Below are 17,303 nucleotides of genomic sequence, written 5' to 3' on the forward strand. Positions count from 1 at the left end.
GTCACTTGAGAGATTAAATTAAAATATAAGAAATATGGTAAAGTTAAAAACCTAATTCAATACATTAAAATTGATATCAAGCTATTGTAGGAAAAACATGGTTAAAATTAAACCTCACCCAGCAACAAGCGGAAATGCATCGGCTGATCGCCTTTTAACTTTGTTAACTGCTTTTAGAATAGGTGATAAATCTTTAACCCTAGCAGAACTCGCTGAACGAACAGAATTAAATAAAGCAACCATCATGCGCTTAATTGTTTCGCTAGAAGATTTTGGTTTTGTTAACCGTCTTTCAGATGGCAGATATACGCTTGCCAGCGAAGTCATGCGTTTAAATACAATTTATCAAGATGCTTTAGACTTAGAAAGACATGTTGTGCCTTGTTTACAGCAACTTGTAGATGAAATTGGCGAAACAGCTTCTTTTTACGTTAAGCATGGGGCATATCGTCTTTGCCAATATCGAATAAACTCTACCCATCGATTGCGCGTTCATATTCAGCCGGGTGAAGTTCGACCAATGGATGGTGCGGCAGGTGCTCAAGCATTGCGGTCAACACATGAACAAGTTTTATCAAGAACTGATCCTTTTTATTCAACGGGTGTAACGGAGCCACATGCTGCTTCAATGGCATTGCCTGTGTTTGATGCTCAAAATGATGTGGTTGGCGCATTGGTTGTTTCAGGTCCATCAAGTCGTTTTACTGCGGAAATTGCAAAATCTGTGGGGGATTTTTTCTTCAAAATTGCAGATGATTTAACGAAAAGTTTAGGTGGTAAGAGTATTCGTAATTAATCTTAATATTTTAAATATAAAAAAGGGGTTAATGATTTAGCCCCTTTTTTATTCGTATTATTTACGAAGTGCTTTGCGGTTGGTTAAACAAAACGGCTTTCTTTCTAGACATAATGAAAACCATAATAGCCGATACGAGATTTAAGGCTGCAAGTGGAAGTAGGGCTATAGCATGGCTTCCTGTTGCATCATGGATTGCGCCATAGATATTCACCATCATGCCGCCACCAATCAGGTTAGCGCATGCGCCAATTGCTGCTAGTCCAGCCGCCGTTGTAGTCGGTGACATCCATGAGGATGCTAAAGCCCAGAATGGACCTTTCACAGAATAAGCACCAATTAAAACGATACTGAGTAAAAAGATTGTGCCAATAAGTGAAGACGTGAACAAAGCAATTAATAAACCAATTGAGATCATTAATAGAGCGATTGCTGTATGCCAAAGGCGTTCATTTTTACGATCTGAGCTACGACCCCAAAGAATCATGGCAATAGAAGCTAAGCCATAAGGAATCGCATTTACTAAACCGATTTCTACATTACTCAAACCGAATGATTTAATTAATTGAGGTGCCCAAACACTCATTGTACTTCCAGCAGCAGAAGCACCAGAATAAATAATGATCATAGCCCAAATATATTTATTCTTTAGAAGTTGCCATAGTGAAATATGACCAATCGGAGTTTTTTGTTGGCGTTCAAATTGTAGTCTTTCAACTAACCAAGCTTTTTGTTCGCTATTGAGCCATTTTGCCTGTTCTGGTCGATCTGTGAGTACAAATAGGCAAGCGATACCCAGTAAAATCGCAGGAATACCTTCTAAAATAAATAGCCAATGCCATCCGCGCATGCCCATCAAACCATCTAGGGATAGTAAAAAACCAGATAATGGTGAACCTAGAAAGTTTGCCCCCGGAATTGCCACCATAAATATAGCAATCATTCGGCCTCTATAATTGGCGGGCAACCAATAGGTTAGATATAAAATCACGCCAGGGAAAAAACCAGCTTCAGCAGCACCTAACAAAAAACGCATAACATATAACGATGTGGAGCTTTCAACGAATGCTGTTGCAGCTGAAATTACGCCCCAAGTCACCATAATTCGGGCAATCCATACTTTTGCTCCAAATTTTTGCATGGCGAGATTGCTGGGTACTTCAAATAGAAAATATGCAAAGAAAAATAAGCTACTGGCAAAACCAAATGCAGTAGCTGTTAATCCAAGGTCTTCATTCATTTGTAATGAAGCCATACCAATATTGCCACGGTCAATAATAGCAATCACATAACAAAGCGTTAAAAAAGGTAGTAACCGCCACGCCACCATGCGCATTGTTTCACGTTCAATCGCACTCGGTTGAGAATATTCTGTAGACATAAAAAAATCCTTTTTTATATTCAATATTTTAATTGTTCTCGCATCTAAAAGCTTAGAAACAATTGAGTTCCATGATTAGCTATTGAGTAACTTCCAGTTAGCGATAGCTCGTGGGTTTAATAGTTGATCATCCCAAATACTCACAATCTGTTCGAGTGCTAAGAGACCGACGCGATTACGTGAATCTGTTGTGTTTGCTCCTATGTGAGGAGTAACAACTAGATTAGGTAATTCCCATAATGGATTATCTTTTTCAGGTGGCTCTGAAGAAAAAGTATCTAAACCTGCACCAGCAATTTTATTATTTTTTAGTGCATCAACTAATGCAGCCTGATCAATTAATTCACCACGTGCTGTATTGATTAAGATGCTTGAGCGTTTCATCTTTTCAAATTGGGCATGAGAAAATAAGTGTCTATTCTCTGCTGTGAGTGGACAGTGTAGGCTAATAATGTCACTGGTTTTTAAGATTTTTTCAAAGTCATGCTCTTGTTCTACATAATCAAGCTCTGGCAGATTTTGTAGAAACGGATCGTATACTTTTACTTTCATGTTTAAGGGAGCAACTAACTTCATGAGTATGCTACCGATTGCCCCTAAACCAATTAAGCCCAGCGTTTTTCCATATAACTCCACACCATTTGCACTTGCTTTGTCCCAATGACCTTCTCTGATTCGTTGGTCTAACCACGTGACTTGTCGAGCAACATTAAACATGAGTGCAAAAGCGTGTTCGGCAACAGATTGTGCATTTGCGCCTACTGCAATAGTGACAGGAATTTTTCGTTCAGCAGCAGCTTGAGTGTCGATTGTGTCAAACCCAACACCATGTTTTGCAATGACTTTTAAATTATCTGAAGCAAAAATCATATCCCTAGAAAGTTTGCCTGTTCGCACAATAATTGCATCAGGTTGTTCATCATGGATAAGTTTTTCCATTTCATCTTTTGCCATGTAGGGTTCAGTTGGAATCAACTGAATATCATGGGATTGAGCATACAGTAACGCATCTGAAGTTAATGTTGGCCCCGTGATAAGAACTTTACGTTTCATTTTGACTTGCACTCCATTTAAGTATTTTGAGCAAAATACGTCCTTAATAATCCATATTATTAAAACGACATTTCAAAAAAATAGTCAATAGTAAAAATTAAATTTAAAAATTGAGTGAATTTTAGTTAAATTAAATTTAAAAATGAAATGACATTTCAAAAAAATGCTGTCATATTAATTTGCACAAGAAAACTGATGTAAGGGAAAAATTATGGCAATTGGTTTTAGAGTGCTAAAAAACGACAGAAAAGTTGAGCAAAAATGGATTGAGCAATATCGAGATCTACCAGTCGCTAATGTCAGTGACTCAATGAATCGAATGACTTCAGGTGGGGCTCAATTAAGACCAATGCATAAAAAGGGATATCTTTGTGGACCTGCCATTACAGTTAAGGCGCGTCCGGGTGACAACTTGATGTTGCACTACGCTATTGATATTGCCCAAGCGGGAGATGTCATTGTGGTTGATGCAGGTGGCGATCTAACCAATGCATTAATTGGAGAGATGATGGTTGCTTATGCCATTAAAAAAGGTATAGCTGGCATCGTTATTAATGGTGCGATTCGTGATTCGGTGGTAATTGGAGAGGGAGATTTTCCACTTTTTGCGGCAGGAGTTTCACATCGAGGGCCTTATAAAGACGGACCGGGGGAAATTAATGTCCCTATCGCAATCAATGGAATGGTAATTGAACCGGGAGACTTGATTTTAGGGGATGAAGATGGGCTTTTAAGCGTGCCATATGCGGAAGTAGAAGAAGTTTATCTGAAGGCAAGTGCCAAACATGCAGCTGAACAAAAGCAATTAGAGCAAATCGCCGTAGGTGAAAATGACCGTAGCTGGGTGATCAACAGCTTAAAACAAAAAGGATGTGAATTACCCGAATAAGGTCATTCAAAAATATTCGAGCAGGAGCGGAACTAGCGAAGTCAATGGTTGAGCTTCGTTAGGCTCTCAAAAGTTAACTCAATAATTATTAGGTCGCTAATTGAAAAATAGGAAATTTCAATTTGGTCTAGATAATTTCGTCTAAAGGAAAAGGACATGAAACGTAAAGGGATTATTTATTTATCGTTATTCATGAGTATGACTTTGCAGCAAGCCCAAGCTGAAAGCGAAGGTAACTCAGCGCTAAATGAAAAAATAATTAAATTACAACAGCAAATAGATTATTTGATGGAGCAGCAGAATTTAAATAAAAATAATGGATTGAATAAAGTACCTGATTTGGTTCAAAACAAAACATCAAACACCGAAATGCCCGTTACGGCTGACCAAGCTAAAATTAAATTTTATGGAAATATACGGGTTGATGCCGCATATGATTTTGAAGGTTCAACGCGTTCTATTGCCAATAAAACAGGGTCAATACCATTAGACAATTCAAACTCACCAAGTAAATCATTAAATGTTTCTGCTGCAACTTCACGTGTAGGAGTGGATATCGTCAAGCCGACCTCGAAAGGAGATTTGGTTGGAAAACTAGAAGCTGATTTCATGGGAAGTGGCGGAGATAACGGTAATGGTTCGGTTCGGGTTAGACATGCGTATATTTCACTAGGAAATTGGTTGATTGGTCAAACCACTTCACCTTTTGTGAATAGTGATACAGCTCCAAGTTTGGTTGATTTTACAGGCGCGATGGGTACAGGAACTCAGCGTAATATCCAAATCCGTTATCAGCACATTGTTGATGCTAAACAAAAATTATTAGTCGCTTTGGAAGGCGGTGATGTTGAAAATAAAAATGTAGAAGGCGGCAGCCGTTTTCCTGCATTAACCATGCGATATGAATTTAAGAATCCAGATTTTTTGGTTCAATTGCACGGTATGCTTCATGAAAATCGAGCAGTTTCTGACACGAATGAAGAGCAAACTAAACTTGCTTGGGGAGCTGGATTAGGCACAAAGTATAAGCTTTCTGAAAATGACTCACTTGTATTCAATTACTATCACATAGCGGGTGATAACCGTTACATGCTGTATTCAAAAGATAATGATGCGTTCTACTTTGATCAAAATCGAATGTATTTAAGTGAATTTGATTCTGTCGAGTTAGGATATATGCGTAAATGGAATGAAAATTTACGCTCTTCTTTGTCCGCTGGTAGCCTTGTCTATAAAGATTCAAATTTTTCAGAAAATAACCCTGATCAAAATAAAAGGCTAATCAATGCAAGCGTCAATTTATTTTGGACGCCTGTAGAGAAAGTCGATCTTGGTGTTGAATACACCTATGGTAAGAGAGAAACTTTTTCAGATTTAGAAGGGAAGTTATCTCGAATCAACTTATTAGGTCGATACAATTTTTAATGTAATCACAGCCACTTTAATATCGAAAGTGGCTTTCTTTTACCTGATTAGGACTAATATTGTGGAACAAATTAATTACGCAAATGCAAGATCACAATTTTCAAAAGTCATGGAAAGAGTGCTGTTAGGTTACGCCGTAAAAATTACGCGAAAAGAGAAAGACTCTGTGGTTCTAATCAGTGAAAAGGCATATCTTGAATATAAAAATGCGATGTTTGAGCTTAATAAATTAAAAAACAAAGCTTTTTAACCCCCAATAACTCGCTTCTCAAGCATCTCCATAAAGGTTTTTAAAATAATATTGTGGTTTTTGCCTTTGTTCTATCATCATTTACTTTTTTTTAAGCTATGAAAGCTAATGTAATTTTAGAAATTATTAAAATTAAGATCAAATTATTGTGCTTACTGACTATAGTCTTGGTAAGGTAAATTATATCGATTAATAAAATTATTATTATGAATTTTTATAGATTTTATTATTTTTTGTGGTAAATTTTTTGCGCTACAAACAGGTTTTACAAAAATGAAGAATATATTTACTTTTACTGAAGTTGGCTAAAAGCTCTTCCACAGAGGATTTACTTAAATGAAGCTTTTAAAAGCTACTGCAGTTGAAAATAGATAATATTTCTTACCAAGATGATGACTTAATAAAGCTAAATATTACAGATACTAAAGAGATTGAAAGCATGACTCTATTAAATACACTTGATGCTATAACACCTATATTAACTAATTTTTTTAGTTATTATGTGAACACAGATAAAATTATTTTTAATGCACCCAGTGATAGTTATATTGTTGAACAGAAAGTTGATAACACTTGGGTTCAAATAAATCTTGAAGAAAAATTTGATTGGTTGAATACCGAATTCCGAGTAACTACTACAGATCAAGCTGGAAATATTTCTCAACCACTGATTACTATAATTAATACTGCATCAGGGACTTATAAACCAACAGATACTACCTCCAATCAAATGGTTAAAGGATCTACAGGAAATGACTATCTATATGGTGGTGATGGAAACGATACTTTAATTTCTAATACAGGCTCGGACTATCTATATGCTGGTGCAGGTAATGACACGTTGATTTATGGGGGTAATTCAAATGGGTATACGGCCTTACTAGGTCAGGCGGGTAATGATACTTACATTGTAGATAAAGCATTACTCAGTTCGTGGAGTTACGTTCATATTCTAGATAACTCGACTGAAGAAAATATTCTTCAGTTAAAATCAGTCTCGGCCGATGAAATCATATTAAAACAATCTAATACAGATATCATTATTACATTTAATGATTCAACAGCCACAATACATTTTGGTGAAGGACAATTATCCTCAATTGTATTTGATGATGGAACTGTTTGGAATAAAGCTCAAATTGAAGCGAATACTATTGGCAAATTATTAGGTATTGATGCAGATGATTATTTACAAGCCGATGCCGAAATTTCAACTATTTATGGTTTAGAAGGCAATGATACGATTCAAGGCGGTGTACAGAATGATTATCTATACGGTGGTGATGGAAACGATACTTTAATTTCTAATACAGGTTCGGACTATCTATATGGTGGGGCTGGTAATGACACGTTGATTTATGGGGGTAATTCAAATGGGTATACGGCCTTACTAGGTCAGGCGGGTAATGATACTTACATTGTAGATAAAGCATTACTCAGTTCGTGGAGTTATGTTCATATTCTAGATAACTCGACTGAAGAAAATATTCTTCAGTTAAAATCAGTCTTAGCCGATGAAATTATATTAAAAAAGTCTAATGCAGATATTATTATTACATTTAACGATTCAACAGCCACAATACATTTTGGTGAAGAACAATTATCTTCTATTGTATTTGACGATGGAACAGTCTGGAATAAAGCTCAAATTGAAGCGAATACTATTGGCAAATTATTAGGTACAGATGCAGATGATTATTTACAAGCCGATGCTGAAATTGCAACTATTTATGGCTTAGAAGGCAATGATACGATTCAAGGCGGTGTACAGAATGATTATCTATATGGTGGTGATGGGAATGACACACTAATTTCTAATACAGGTACGGACTATCTATATGGTGGTGCAGGTAATGACACGTTGATTTATGGAGGTAATTCAGATGGATATACGGCCTTACTAGGTCAGGCGGGTAATGATACTTACATTGTAGATAAAGCATTACTCAGTTCATTAAGTTACGTCCATATTCTAGATAACTCGACTGAAGAAAATATTCTTCATTTAAAATCAGTCTCGGCCGATGAAATCATATTAAAACAATCTAATACAGATATCATTATTACATTTAATGATTCAACTGCCACAGTACATTTTGGTGAAGAACAATTATCCTCAATTGTATTTGATGATGGAACTGTTTGGGATAAAGCTCAAATTGAGCAACATATTGCCGAACCTGTATTTGGTACAAATGGTAACGACGTAATCGAGACAAGCATAGCAAATCAAACTTACTCTTATATTCTAGGAGATGGTGCAGATACAGTGGTTTTTAATATTCTCGATAACACAGATAATTTAGGTGGAAATGTTAAAAGTGAGTGGACTGATTTTAATCTCGTAGAGAATGATAAAATTGATTTGTCTCAATTGCTTATAAATGAAAATGGAAATCTTCAAGATTATATTTCTGTAAAAGATACTGAGGCGGGGCTCATTATTTCAGTTGATAGAGATGGATCTAGTCAATCTACGTATTATTCGCAAGAACTAATTTTGCTTACTGGTAAGCATGATACTTTAGATAACTTAATCGCTTCAAATACCTTTATTCATTAAGTTGTTTAATAATAGACTAAAAAAAGAGACCAGTTAATGGTCTCTTTTTTAACTCCCAACAATCCATTTTTCAAGCATCTCCATAAAAGTTTTTAAAATAATTTAGTTTTTTTATCAAAATTAACAAGATGGAAGTAGAAAATCACTTAATCTTTATAAATTTCATTTATTAAAAGCTAAAGAAAAATTGAGTATTTTGTTTTTTTATGTAAAATAATGTGACTATACGTACAATTCTGTATATGAGATGTTAACTAGAAATTTTATAACTACTTCCCTTATTCTTTTTGCGGGTTTTCATCAATATGTCTATGCCATTGAAGATGTTTCTTTACCGAGTCAGGTGCTTCAAGATCAGCGTTTAAAAGAGCTTAACCAACAAATACAAGACCAGCTTGCCCAACAAACTCCTTACCAAAACACCAAGCCATTACAGGATTTTAAGCATCTGGTTGTTGATGAGAGTCCATGTGTAGCGGTTAAAAAAATTAGTCTTATCCCTTTAAATGATCAGTCTGAATCTGAACTACAGCAATTTAAATTTGTGGTTAAAGCTATAAAAAAACACCCACAGAATGTTTTGGGTAAATGTATTGGAACCCAAAGTTTACATAACATCGTGAACTATGCCCAAAACGAACTTTTAAAAAAGGGTTTTATTACCAGTCAAATTGTTGTGAGTCCGCAAGACTTAAATCAGGGTAATTTAAACCTGAGTGTGCAAATTGGTCGCCTGAATAAAATCATAATTCAGGAAGGTAAAATTTCCTCATTACAGCTTAAGACAGGCTTGCCCTTTAAAGCGGGCGACATTGTAAATCTAAAAAGGCTTGATCAGGGGCTGGAAAATCTCAAACGTGTCTACACAGTAGATATGCAAATTGCGCCTGCAAATAGTCAAGATAAAGAATTAACGGGCTATAGCGATTTAATACTTAAACTTCAGCCACTACAAAAAGTTAACTTCAATTTAAGTGTAGATGATTCGGGTAATCAGGATACCGGTACCTATATGGGAAACATCGGGATAGGTGTCAATAACCCGTTTCATTTAAATGATATTTTATCGTTAAACGTGAGTCACTCTTTAGATGACTTTCATGAAAGCTTAAACCGAAGTTACTTTATTAGTTATCAATTGCCTGTTGGTTATTATGATTTAGGTTTTAGCTATAACGATTATCAATATAGACAAGGGACTGTAGCACCTGAATCTGGCTATCCAGTGATTTATCATGGTAATAGCCAACAAGCCAACCTGAATCTATCTCGTGTGATTAGTCGTAGCGGACAACATAAAACCAGTATCTACGGGAAGATTTATCATAAAGAAAGTCAGAGTTTTCTAAATGATGTTGAGATTAATGTCTTACACCGGAGAACCTCAGGCTGGAATTTAGGGTTTCAGCATCGTCAATATTTAGGAAATGCAGTATTAGACGGCAGCATCGATTACCGTCGTGGGATGGGAGTAGGTGCCCGAACTGCACCAGAAGAAAATATTACCAATATTGAGGGAAAACATCTTCCTGTTGAAGGTTACTCCCGTGCGCCACTTTTAAGTGCCGATTTACGTTTTAGCACACCATTCCTTTTGCTCGAAAAACCGGCTCAATATCGCCTTAACTGGCGTGGACAATATGCACCGAAAATTTTAGTACCGAATGACCGCTTTTATATTGGTGGTCGCTATAGCGTGCGTGGTTTTGATGGTGAGCTCATGCTTTCCGGCGATAACGGGCAGTATGTACAGCAAGAAATCAGCTTGAATGCACCAATTCCAAATACCCAGTTTTACATGGCGGTCGATCAAGGCTGGGTCAATGGGCGCAATAGCATACCCGGTCAGCGTTATTTACTCGGCAGTGTTTTAGGGCTACGCACCTATCAAGATAGTTTTTATCTGGATGCCTTTACAGGTCGGGGGCTAATTGCACCTGACAGCATAAAAAAAGACTGGGTTACCGGTTTTAGTATCAACCTTTCTTATTAATTTACTTTAGAAAAGACTTAATTCATGAACAAGAATAGTTATCGCATTATTTATAGCAAAGCACGTCAAATGTTTGTGGCGGTGGCCGAAAATGTACGAAGCCAAACCAAGGCATCAGGCCAAAGTGAAGCAAGTAGCCAGAGCAATATTAATAACACTGAATCTCAGGCATTTCACCAACTCTGGCAAGTGAAAGCATTGGTTGCCAGTATAAGTTTGTGGATGCCTTTAGCACCTGTCTATGCGGGTATTGTGGCGGATAGTGCAGCAAATGCTGCGAATAGAGCAGTGATTGGTGCTGGTAAGAACTCGGCTGGTACAGTCGTTCCTGTCGTCAATATTCAAACTCCCAAAAATGGGATATCCCATAATATTTATAAACAGTTTGATGTACTGGCTGAAGGTGCCGTCCTGAATAACAGCCGCCAAGGGGCTACGACACAAACAGTAGGAAACGTTGCTGCCAACCCGTTTTTAGCTACAGGTGAAGCACGAGTTATTTTAAATGAAGTCAATTCATCAGCCGCTTCACGCTTTGAAGGGAACTTGGAAGTTGCAGGGCAAATGGCAGATGTGATTATTGCCAATCCGTCTGGTATTAGTATTAAAGGTGGCGGCTTTATTAATGCCAACAAGGCAATTTTCACCACAGGTAAACCTCAGTTAAATGCTGATGGCAGTATCAAGCAGTTTACGGTTGACCAAGGAAAAATTACGGTTTCAGCAAACCCTAATTCTAAATTTGGACTAGGTGGAAATAATAACGATGCAAATTATGTAGACCTCTATGCGCGTGCATTAGAACTCAGTGCTGAACTACGTGCCAAAAATGATATTCAGGTCATTGCCGGGGCGAATAATGTCAGTGCAGACCTACAGGATGTTACTGCTAAAACTGGTACTGGAACCGCACCGACATTGGCGGTAGATGTTAAAGCGCTGGGTGGGATGTATGCCAATAATATTTACTTGATGGGAACTGAAAAAGGTTTGGGCGTGACTAACGCCGGGACTATTCAAGCAGTAAACAATCTGGTGATTACCAGTGCCGGAAAAATTGAACACAGTGGCACAATCAGTTCGACCAGTAAAACCCAAGGTTTAGTGAACATACAAACAACGGGTACTGATGCAGCAGGTGATATCAACTCATCAGGCAGTATTAACAGTAATAGCATGCTAAATATCGATTCAGGTAATAACCTGAATGTGAATGCTAAAGAAATTATTATTAATGTCGGTAGCCTGGCTTCATCACCTTTAATTGTTAATGCCAAAGGTAATATCAATCTGGCAGCAGATACCCGCATTATGGATGACTCACAAGGTGGGGATGTCTATATTGATGCAGCGAATATCAATCTTGCAGCGGGATCGGAACTCAAGAGTAACCGTGGTACAGCAAGCATACAAGTACAAAAAGACTTGGTCGCAGCCAAAGGCGCAAAACTGATTGCAGCCAAAGATCTAAATGTTTTAAGTAACGGTAAGTTATCACTTACAGAGAACCATATACAGGCATCTTTAGGTTCAATCAATCTACAAGCAAATTCGGCTAATACCCAAAACCTGATTGATCTTCAAGGCGGGACGATTTATGCAGGTAAAGATTTAAGTCTCTATAGTTCAGGAGATCTAAATCTAAAGAATCTTGGATTTTCACTTGAAAATGCTGCAACACGTGTCAAGAACATTAAAGCCTACAGTGGACGTGATCTGGTCTGGAACAATGCTGACAAGGCACTTCCGCTTATTACAGGTCTGGTTCAGCTAGATGCAGCCAATAATTTAACCGTTACAGTAAAAGAAATTTCCAATAAAGACAGCATTCAACTCCATGCTAATCAAATAACACTCAATAGTGCACTGACCTCACAAAAGAATATTGATGTGAGTTCTGAAATTGCTGATCTTGTTTTAAGTCAGGCACTCAAGGCTCAAGGTGATATTAATCTAACCGCACTTGCTGGTGGAGTTATTGCAAATAGCTTAAAGGCCACATCTTCGGCTGGAAAGATTTCTATACTCGCGAATAAAAATATAAGTTTAAACTCGACCCAGACAAGCAAGGCGATACCATCAGCTGATAAAGATGAACTAACAACTGATCAGACGGTTATTAGTGGTTTAAAAGGTGTAACACTTGGCTCGATTGGTGATGGCACCGTTAACTTGCAATCGGTACAAGTTAATGCGAGTCAGGGCGATATATTAGTTTCGAGTAATAATGGAATAAATTTAAAAGCTAATAATGATGTAGTTGTTACTGCAAATAAGGGCCAATTTAAAACGGTAAATAATGTTCTAAAGGGACAAACTGTTTCGATAGAAAATAGTAAATCCGATATTAAAATCCAAAATACGGACCTCAGCTCTACGGTTGGTAAACTTGCGATCAATAGTAGAGCAGGTATGAGCACAATTATCGACAGCGTATTAACGTCAAAAGGTAATACCGAACTCTATGCAAAAGATTTACTGACTTTACAGGGTGTGAATGCTACATCAGACCAGCATCTGGCGGTAAGCTCTGGTCGTACGGTTTATAGCAATGCTGAGTATACGCCAGCGACCAAATGGATTGCGGATAAAGTCACCAACCTAACATCTAAGGGTGTTACCTCTGTAACGGCTACAGGAAACCAAGTATTACAAAATACAAATTTAACGGGTGGGGCTGTTCTATTAGAGGCGGGTGGTTTTATTGCGGGCCAGACTGGATTGAACTTAAATGCGGTCGGAAGTGATTTACTCAAGAATGATACAAAGTTAAATAGTTTAAATGGTGATTTAACAATTCAAACCAATTCTAATTTAACAATTGATCCAAAAATTTATAGTTTAAAAGCAGTAGGTGATATTGAACTTGTTTCTAAAACAGGCACTTTGACTTTAAAAGGCTATGGCGGTACTGCGGGTAATGGATCAGAACAAGTTATTAAGTTGGATACAGCAAATGGCGGTATCAATTTAGAAGGTACTAAAGTTGATATTCAAGGTTCACAATTAACAGCACAAAAAGATATTAAGATCGTTTCAAGTAAAGATGATGTGCTAGTTGATGGAATAAAAAATACATTAAAAAATAGTTCTGCTGATTCAAAAAATATACTTAATATCGAAAACAATATTAAGGAAATTGATAAAAGTATAAATATTCTATCTAACAGTAAAGAATTTCAGGAAAGAAAAACCCTACTTGATAACATAAAAAAAACAAAAAATAGTCTTGAAGCAGCTATGTCAAATTTGTTTGATGGTTCAAATGGAGAATATAGTGCTGGTGCTTTATCGAATGTAGATGTAAGTAATATCTTTTTTTATGAAAATGCTTATATACAATCATTTTCATCAGAGGGAGCGAGTGATACTTATGCTATGGTGATTAATAATGATATAATAGGTTTCTTACCTTCAGTAGATTCTATAGGGACTTTACTAAGTTCTTATAAAGCAGAAATAAAAAAATATAAAAATTTAAATGAAAGCGAAAAAGTTAAAGATTTGGAGAAATTAATCTCTAAACTTGAGTCTGATAAGCATTCAGAAATAAAATCAAAAGAATTATTAACTAAAGGAGTAAATGGCTCAGAACATACTGAAGCTAAATTAATTTCAAAATCAGGCAATATTAATATTACTTCTGCTAAAGGTTTATCTATTAGTGGAGGAAATATTTCTGCTCAACTAGGTCAGGTTGATTTGGAAGCAAGTGGTGTTTTAGCCGAACAGTATAAATCTTCAATTAGTAGTGGGGTTAATCAGCCACCAAAATCATTAAATGCAAGTGTTATTATTGATGGTCATACAGATTTTTATGAGAAAGGTACTGAAGGTGAAGGGAATTATAGTTTTCGAACATTAGTCAGCCCTACCATTATTAATGGTGACAAAGGGGTTAACATCAGAACGGTAGGTAAAACTAAAGATGATAATTTAGTTTTACAAGCTACTGGTGTTACTTCCAAAAATGGTGACGTAAAAATAGAATCAAATAAAAGTATTTTATTTGATGCAGCTATTGAGCAAAGCTATGATCTGACTACGAGTACTGAAAAGAAAAAATCATGGGGTGGTTTAAAGAAAAAGTACATTACGACTGTTTCTGAAAATAATGACACAAATGCAGCTTCAGTTGATATTTCTGCAAAGAATATTTCTATTGAGACGAAAAAACTAGATCCGTCAGTAAATGCTAAAACTCCAGATAATAATATTGATATTTATTCTGGACGTTTTACTGCTGAGGGCGGAACAATTTCGATTAAATCTGGGGGGAATCTTAACTTTTACACTGTGGAAGAATCTTCTAGCAGTACCGTAGATGTTACAAAGAAAACTTCATATTCTAAACTTATCTCACTTTTAGCTTCCTCAAAAACTACAACTAATACAACACGAACACAGATTAGCGAATTACCTGCAACTTTAAAAGCAGACTATATTGGGACTAAATCAGGCTTTGATACTAAGCTTGTTGGAACAGAGTTTGAATATTTAAAAGATGCAAAGATTGAAACAGGAGGAACGCTTGAGTTAATAGCCGCAAAGACATCTATTACAGAGCTCTTAAAAAAAGAAAAAAGCTCATTAGCTTGGCAGGCTATGCAGGATAAAGGCTCAATTACTGAAACTGCTCAATTACCGAGTTTTAATGGTCCAGTTTTACCTACCTTTAAAGCTGCAGGTGGTTTAAGTATACAAGTGCCAATTAGTGAAAAAGATGCTAATAAGATAGAGCTACGTGATGCGATTCTTGAGTTATCTAAGCAACCTGGGAATGAATACTTAAAAGAGTTTGTTAATCGAAAAGATGTAGATTGGCAAATGGTTTTATTAACTCAAAAAGACTGGGACTATAAATCACAAGGTTTAACAGGAGCAGGGGCTGCGATTATCGCGATTGTAGTAACAATGGTTACTGCAGGAGCCGGGGCAGCAGTCGTGGGTGCTTTGGGGGGATCTGCGGCTACTTTAGGTGGGTCTGCTATTGCTATGACACAGGCAGCATTGACATCTTTAGCTACTCAAGCAAGTGTGAGCTTAATCAATAATGGTGGAAATATAGGAAAAACACTTAAAGAATTAGGAAGTAAAGACTCAATTAAGAATTTGGCGGCTTCAGTTGTTACAGCAGGTTTATTAAGTCAAGTTAGTACAGCTCTAAATTTAAAACCAGATAGTACTGTTTTCTCAGATAGATTGGTAAACAACTTTACTACCTCAGTCAGTTCTACATTAGTACAAACTGCTATTAATGGAGGGGACTTAGAGGAAAACCTTAAAGTTGCTTTATTATCTGGTTTAGCTGGTGCATTACAAGGACAGATGGCACAAAATATTAAAGGGCTAGAAGATATTAATTACATTGCTCATAAGTTAGCGCATGCTTTAGCAGGATGTATTGCAGGAGCAATTCAAGGACAATGCCAAGCTGGTGCTATTGGCGGAGCTGTTGGTGAAATTGTTGCAGGTTTTATCCCTCCTTCAAGTGGCTTGCTGTATACAGAAGAAGAAAAACAAAAAATATTAATGGTTGGACAACTAACCTCAGGCGTTATCGCTGCTTATGCTGGATATGATGTAAATGTTGCATCTAACTCTGCAAATATAGCCTTAACAAATAATGCTTTTAATGAAAAGAAAGTTAAAGAGCTATTGGACCAAGCAAAAGGATATATGGGAGAAAAGGGTGGACAAGCGTTAGATGCAGTTAGTAGAGGAATCGCTAAAGGTGACATAAATGCTTTAAAAAATGCCCAAACTCAAATAGCCGAATATTTATTAAAAAAAGCAGATTCTGGTGGATTGTCACAAGCAGAAATAGTTACATTTGGTACCTTATATGCTTTGAATGAAACTTTATTTCCCACAAATATTCTAGATGTTATCCCTGGGGCAGGGAAAGCAATTGGTAAAGGTAATGATCTTTTAAAAGGAATTAGAGCAGCTGCCCCAGCTTCGGCAGCATCTGCTACTGCAAGATTAGGGTTGAGAGAAGATTTAGCTAAATTAGCAAATATACCTCGCAATATGGAAATTCAACCAGCAAATATATGGGGAAAAACTATTCAGGATATTAAATATTCGTTTGAAATGGATGGTGCAGTGCTCACCTTATCACCTCCTAAATCAGGTACTTCTGGATTAGCCCAAGTCTATAGTGTTAAAAATAGTGCAACAGGTATCAAGGAATTTGAATATCATCCTGGTGGTGGCGAACATTCCAAAAGCGGGGATATGTATTATAAAATAGTTATGAATGATGGAACCCAGTTTAGAATTATTGATCCAAATAGTGCTTTTAACCCGAGAACTATCACATCAAATCAGATTTATCTAAATCCAAATGGGCAAAAATTGAAATATCAGAATGGTAAATGGGAAATTTGGAAATGAAATTAATTCCTGATTTATATGCACCAATTAACCCAAATAAAGGCGCTGCTGGCTTTAGCTTAGGGATACGTTATATTGATTTCTTAGAGCAAACTGAACATCTATTTATTAATGATTATCTGAACGAAATGCATTCTGATAGTATCTGGAGGATCTATGAACAAAAAGTATTTAATGAAATCACTCAAATTCAGTATAACTTTAAGTATTGTTATTGGCAGGATTCAGTCGTATTAGTCTTTAATGGAGATAATTCTGAGCTAGAGTCTATCCAGTTATATCCAGGCTATAAGGGTGCACTTTTTGAAGAATTTTATATTGGTGATAAATTAAATAAGCTTCATGAGAAATTTAAATTTTTCTTTTATGCCGATATGCATTATTTAATTGATAGTGATAGTGATAGTGATAGTGATGAAGAGGAACCTGTTTTAATTAAAGGTGTAGTATTGAAAACTGACTATTTAGTTGAATATTCAGAAACTTATTGTGACCATGTCATAGAACAAATAAATGTATTCAAAGTTAATACATAGAGTGAGCTTTTGTAACTC

General features: G+C 36.4%; 9 protein-coding genes and 2 pseudogenes. 8 read left to right on the forward strand and 3 right to left on the reverse strand.

The features are described 5' to 3' along the window. The first annotated feature begins 97 nt into the window (after nt 1–97). Entirely contained in the window at nt 98–796 is a 699-nt protein-coding gene (locus AC1PJP_RS14665) for an IclR family transcriptional regulator (RefSeq protein WP_151823072.1), read from the forward strand. Nucleotides 797–857: 61 nt separating this feature from the next. Here AC1PJP_RS14665 and AC1PJP_RS14670 read toward each other — a convergent pair whose 3' ends face one another. Together AC1PJP_RS14670 and AC1PJP_RS14675 are read right to left on the reverse strand one after the other, a co-directional pair. Continuing rightward, entirely contained in the window at nt 858–2,177 is a 1,320-nt protein-coding gene (locus AC1PJP_RS14670; protein WP_479767436.1) for an MFS transporter, read from the reverse strand. A 75-nt stretch (nt 2,178–2,252) separates the two neighbouring features. Continuing rightward, entirely contained in the window at nt 2,253–3,242 is a 990-nt protein-coding gene (locus tag AC1PJP_RS14675) for a hydroxyacid dehydrogenase (RefSeq protein WP_479767438.1), read from the reverse strand. A 199-nt stretch (nt 3,243–3,441) separates the two neighbouring features. Here AC1PJP_RS14675 and AC1PJP_RS14680 point away from each other — a divergent pair, with 199 nt between their 5' ends. From AC1PJP_RS14680 to AC1PJP_RS14690, 3 genes are all read left to right on the forward strand, one after another. Next, the gene (locus tag AC1PJP_RS14680) at nt 3,442–4,119 is read left to right on the forward strand and encodes an RraA family protein (RefSeq protein WP_151283108.1); all 678 of its coding nucleotides are present in this window, start codon (nt 3,442–3,444) and stop codon (nt 4,117–4,119) included. A 156-nt stretch (nt 4,120–4,275) separates the two neighbouring features. Further along, nucleotides 4,276–5,544: a DcaP family trimeric outer membrane transporter gene (locus AC1PJP_RS14685; RefSeq protein WP_479767440.1), complete on the forward strand. Its 1,269-nt coding sequence runs from the start codon at nt 4,276–4,278 to the stop codon at nt 5,542–5,544. Nucleotides 5,545–5,605: 61 nt separating this feature from the next. Next, the gene (locus AC1PJP_RS14690) at nt 5,606–5,794 is read left to right on the forward strand and encodes a type II toxin-antitoxin system Phd/YefM family antitoxin (protein WP_078220864.1); all 189 of its coding nucleotides are present in this window, start codon (nt 5,606–5,608) and stop codon (nt 5,792–5,794) included. Here the strand turns inward: AC1PJP_RS14690 and AC1PJP_RS14695 are convergent. After that, nucleotides 5,791–5,865 (reverse strand): annotated as a pseudogene (locus tag AC1PJP_RS14695) (hypothetical protein); the annotation flags it as partial. The gene AC1PJP_RS14690 and the pseudogene AC1PJP_RS14695 overlap by 4 nt on opposite strands. A gap of 332 nt (nt 5,866–6,197) precedes the next feature. Between AC1PJP_RS14695 and AC1PJP_RS14700 the strand changes: the two are divergent. From AC1PJP_RS14700 to AC1PJP_RS14715, 4 genes and pseudogenes are all read left to right on the forward strand, one after another. After that, nucleotides 6,198–8,357 (forward strand): annotated as a pseudogene (locus tag AC1PJP_RS14700) (calcium-binding protein); the annotation flags it as partial. A 247-nt stretch (nt 8,358–8,604) separates the two neighbouring features. Then, the gene (locus tag AC1PJP_RS14705) at nt 8,605–10,350 is read left to right on the forward strand and encodes a ShlB/FhaC/HecB family hemolysin secretion/activation protein (protein WP_479767442.1); all 1,746 of its coding nucleotides are present in this window, start codon (nt 8,605–8,607) and stop codon (nt 10,348–10,350) included. 24 nt (nt 10,351–10,374) lie between these two features. Next, a complete protein-coding gene (locus tag AC1PJP_RS14710; protein WP_479767444.1) occupies nt 10,375–16,749 on the forward strand; it encodes a two-partner secretion domain-containing protein in 6,375 nt (2,124 codons plus the stop codon). After that, nucleotides 16,746–17,285: a hypothetical protein gene (locus AC1PJP_RS14715; RefSeq protein ID WP_479767446.1), complete on the forward strand. Its 540-nt coding sequence runs from the start codon at nt 16,746–16,748 to the stop codon at nt 17,283–17,285. Before AC1PJP_RS14710 ends, AC1PJP_RS14715 begins: the two co-directional genes overlap by 4 nt. Nucleotides 17,286–17,303 lie beyond the last annotated feature (18 nt).

It is taken from the genome of Acinetobacter sp. V116_7 (genome assembly GCF_056735735.1).

What these genes read in the sequence shown, in the direction of transcription:
- AC1PJP_RS14665 (WP_151823072.1), top strand. Translation starts at nt 98, where the DNA reads ATGGTTAAAATTAAACCTCACCCAGCAACAAGCGGAAATGCATCGGCT.
- AC1PJP_RS14670 (WP_479767436.1), bottom strand. Translation starts at nt 2,177, where the DNA reads ATGTCTACAGAATATTCTCAACCGAGTGCGATTGAACGTGAAACAATG.
- AC1PJP_RS14680 (WP_151283108.1), top strand. Translation starts at nt 3,442, where the DNA reads ATGGCAATTGGTTTTAGAGTGCTAAAAAACGACAGAAAAGTTGAGCAA.
- AC1PJP_RS14685 (WP_479767440.1), top strand. Translation starts at nt 4,276, where the DNA reads ATGAAACGTAAAGGGATTATTTATTTATCGTTATTCATGAGTATGACT.
- AC1PJP_RS14705 (WP_479767442.1), top strand. Translation starts at nt 8,605, where the DNA reads ATGTTAACTAGAAATTTTATAACTACTTCCCTTATTCTTTTTGCGGGT.
- AC1PJP_RS14710 (WP_479767444.1), top strand. Translation starts at nt 10,375, where the DNA reads ATGAACAAGAATAGTTATCGCATTATTTATAGCAAAGCACGTCAAATG.
- AC1PJP_RS14715 (WP_479767446.1), top strand. Translation starts at nt 16,746, where the DNA reads ATGAAATTAATTCCTGATTTATATGCACCAATTAACCCAAATAAAGGC.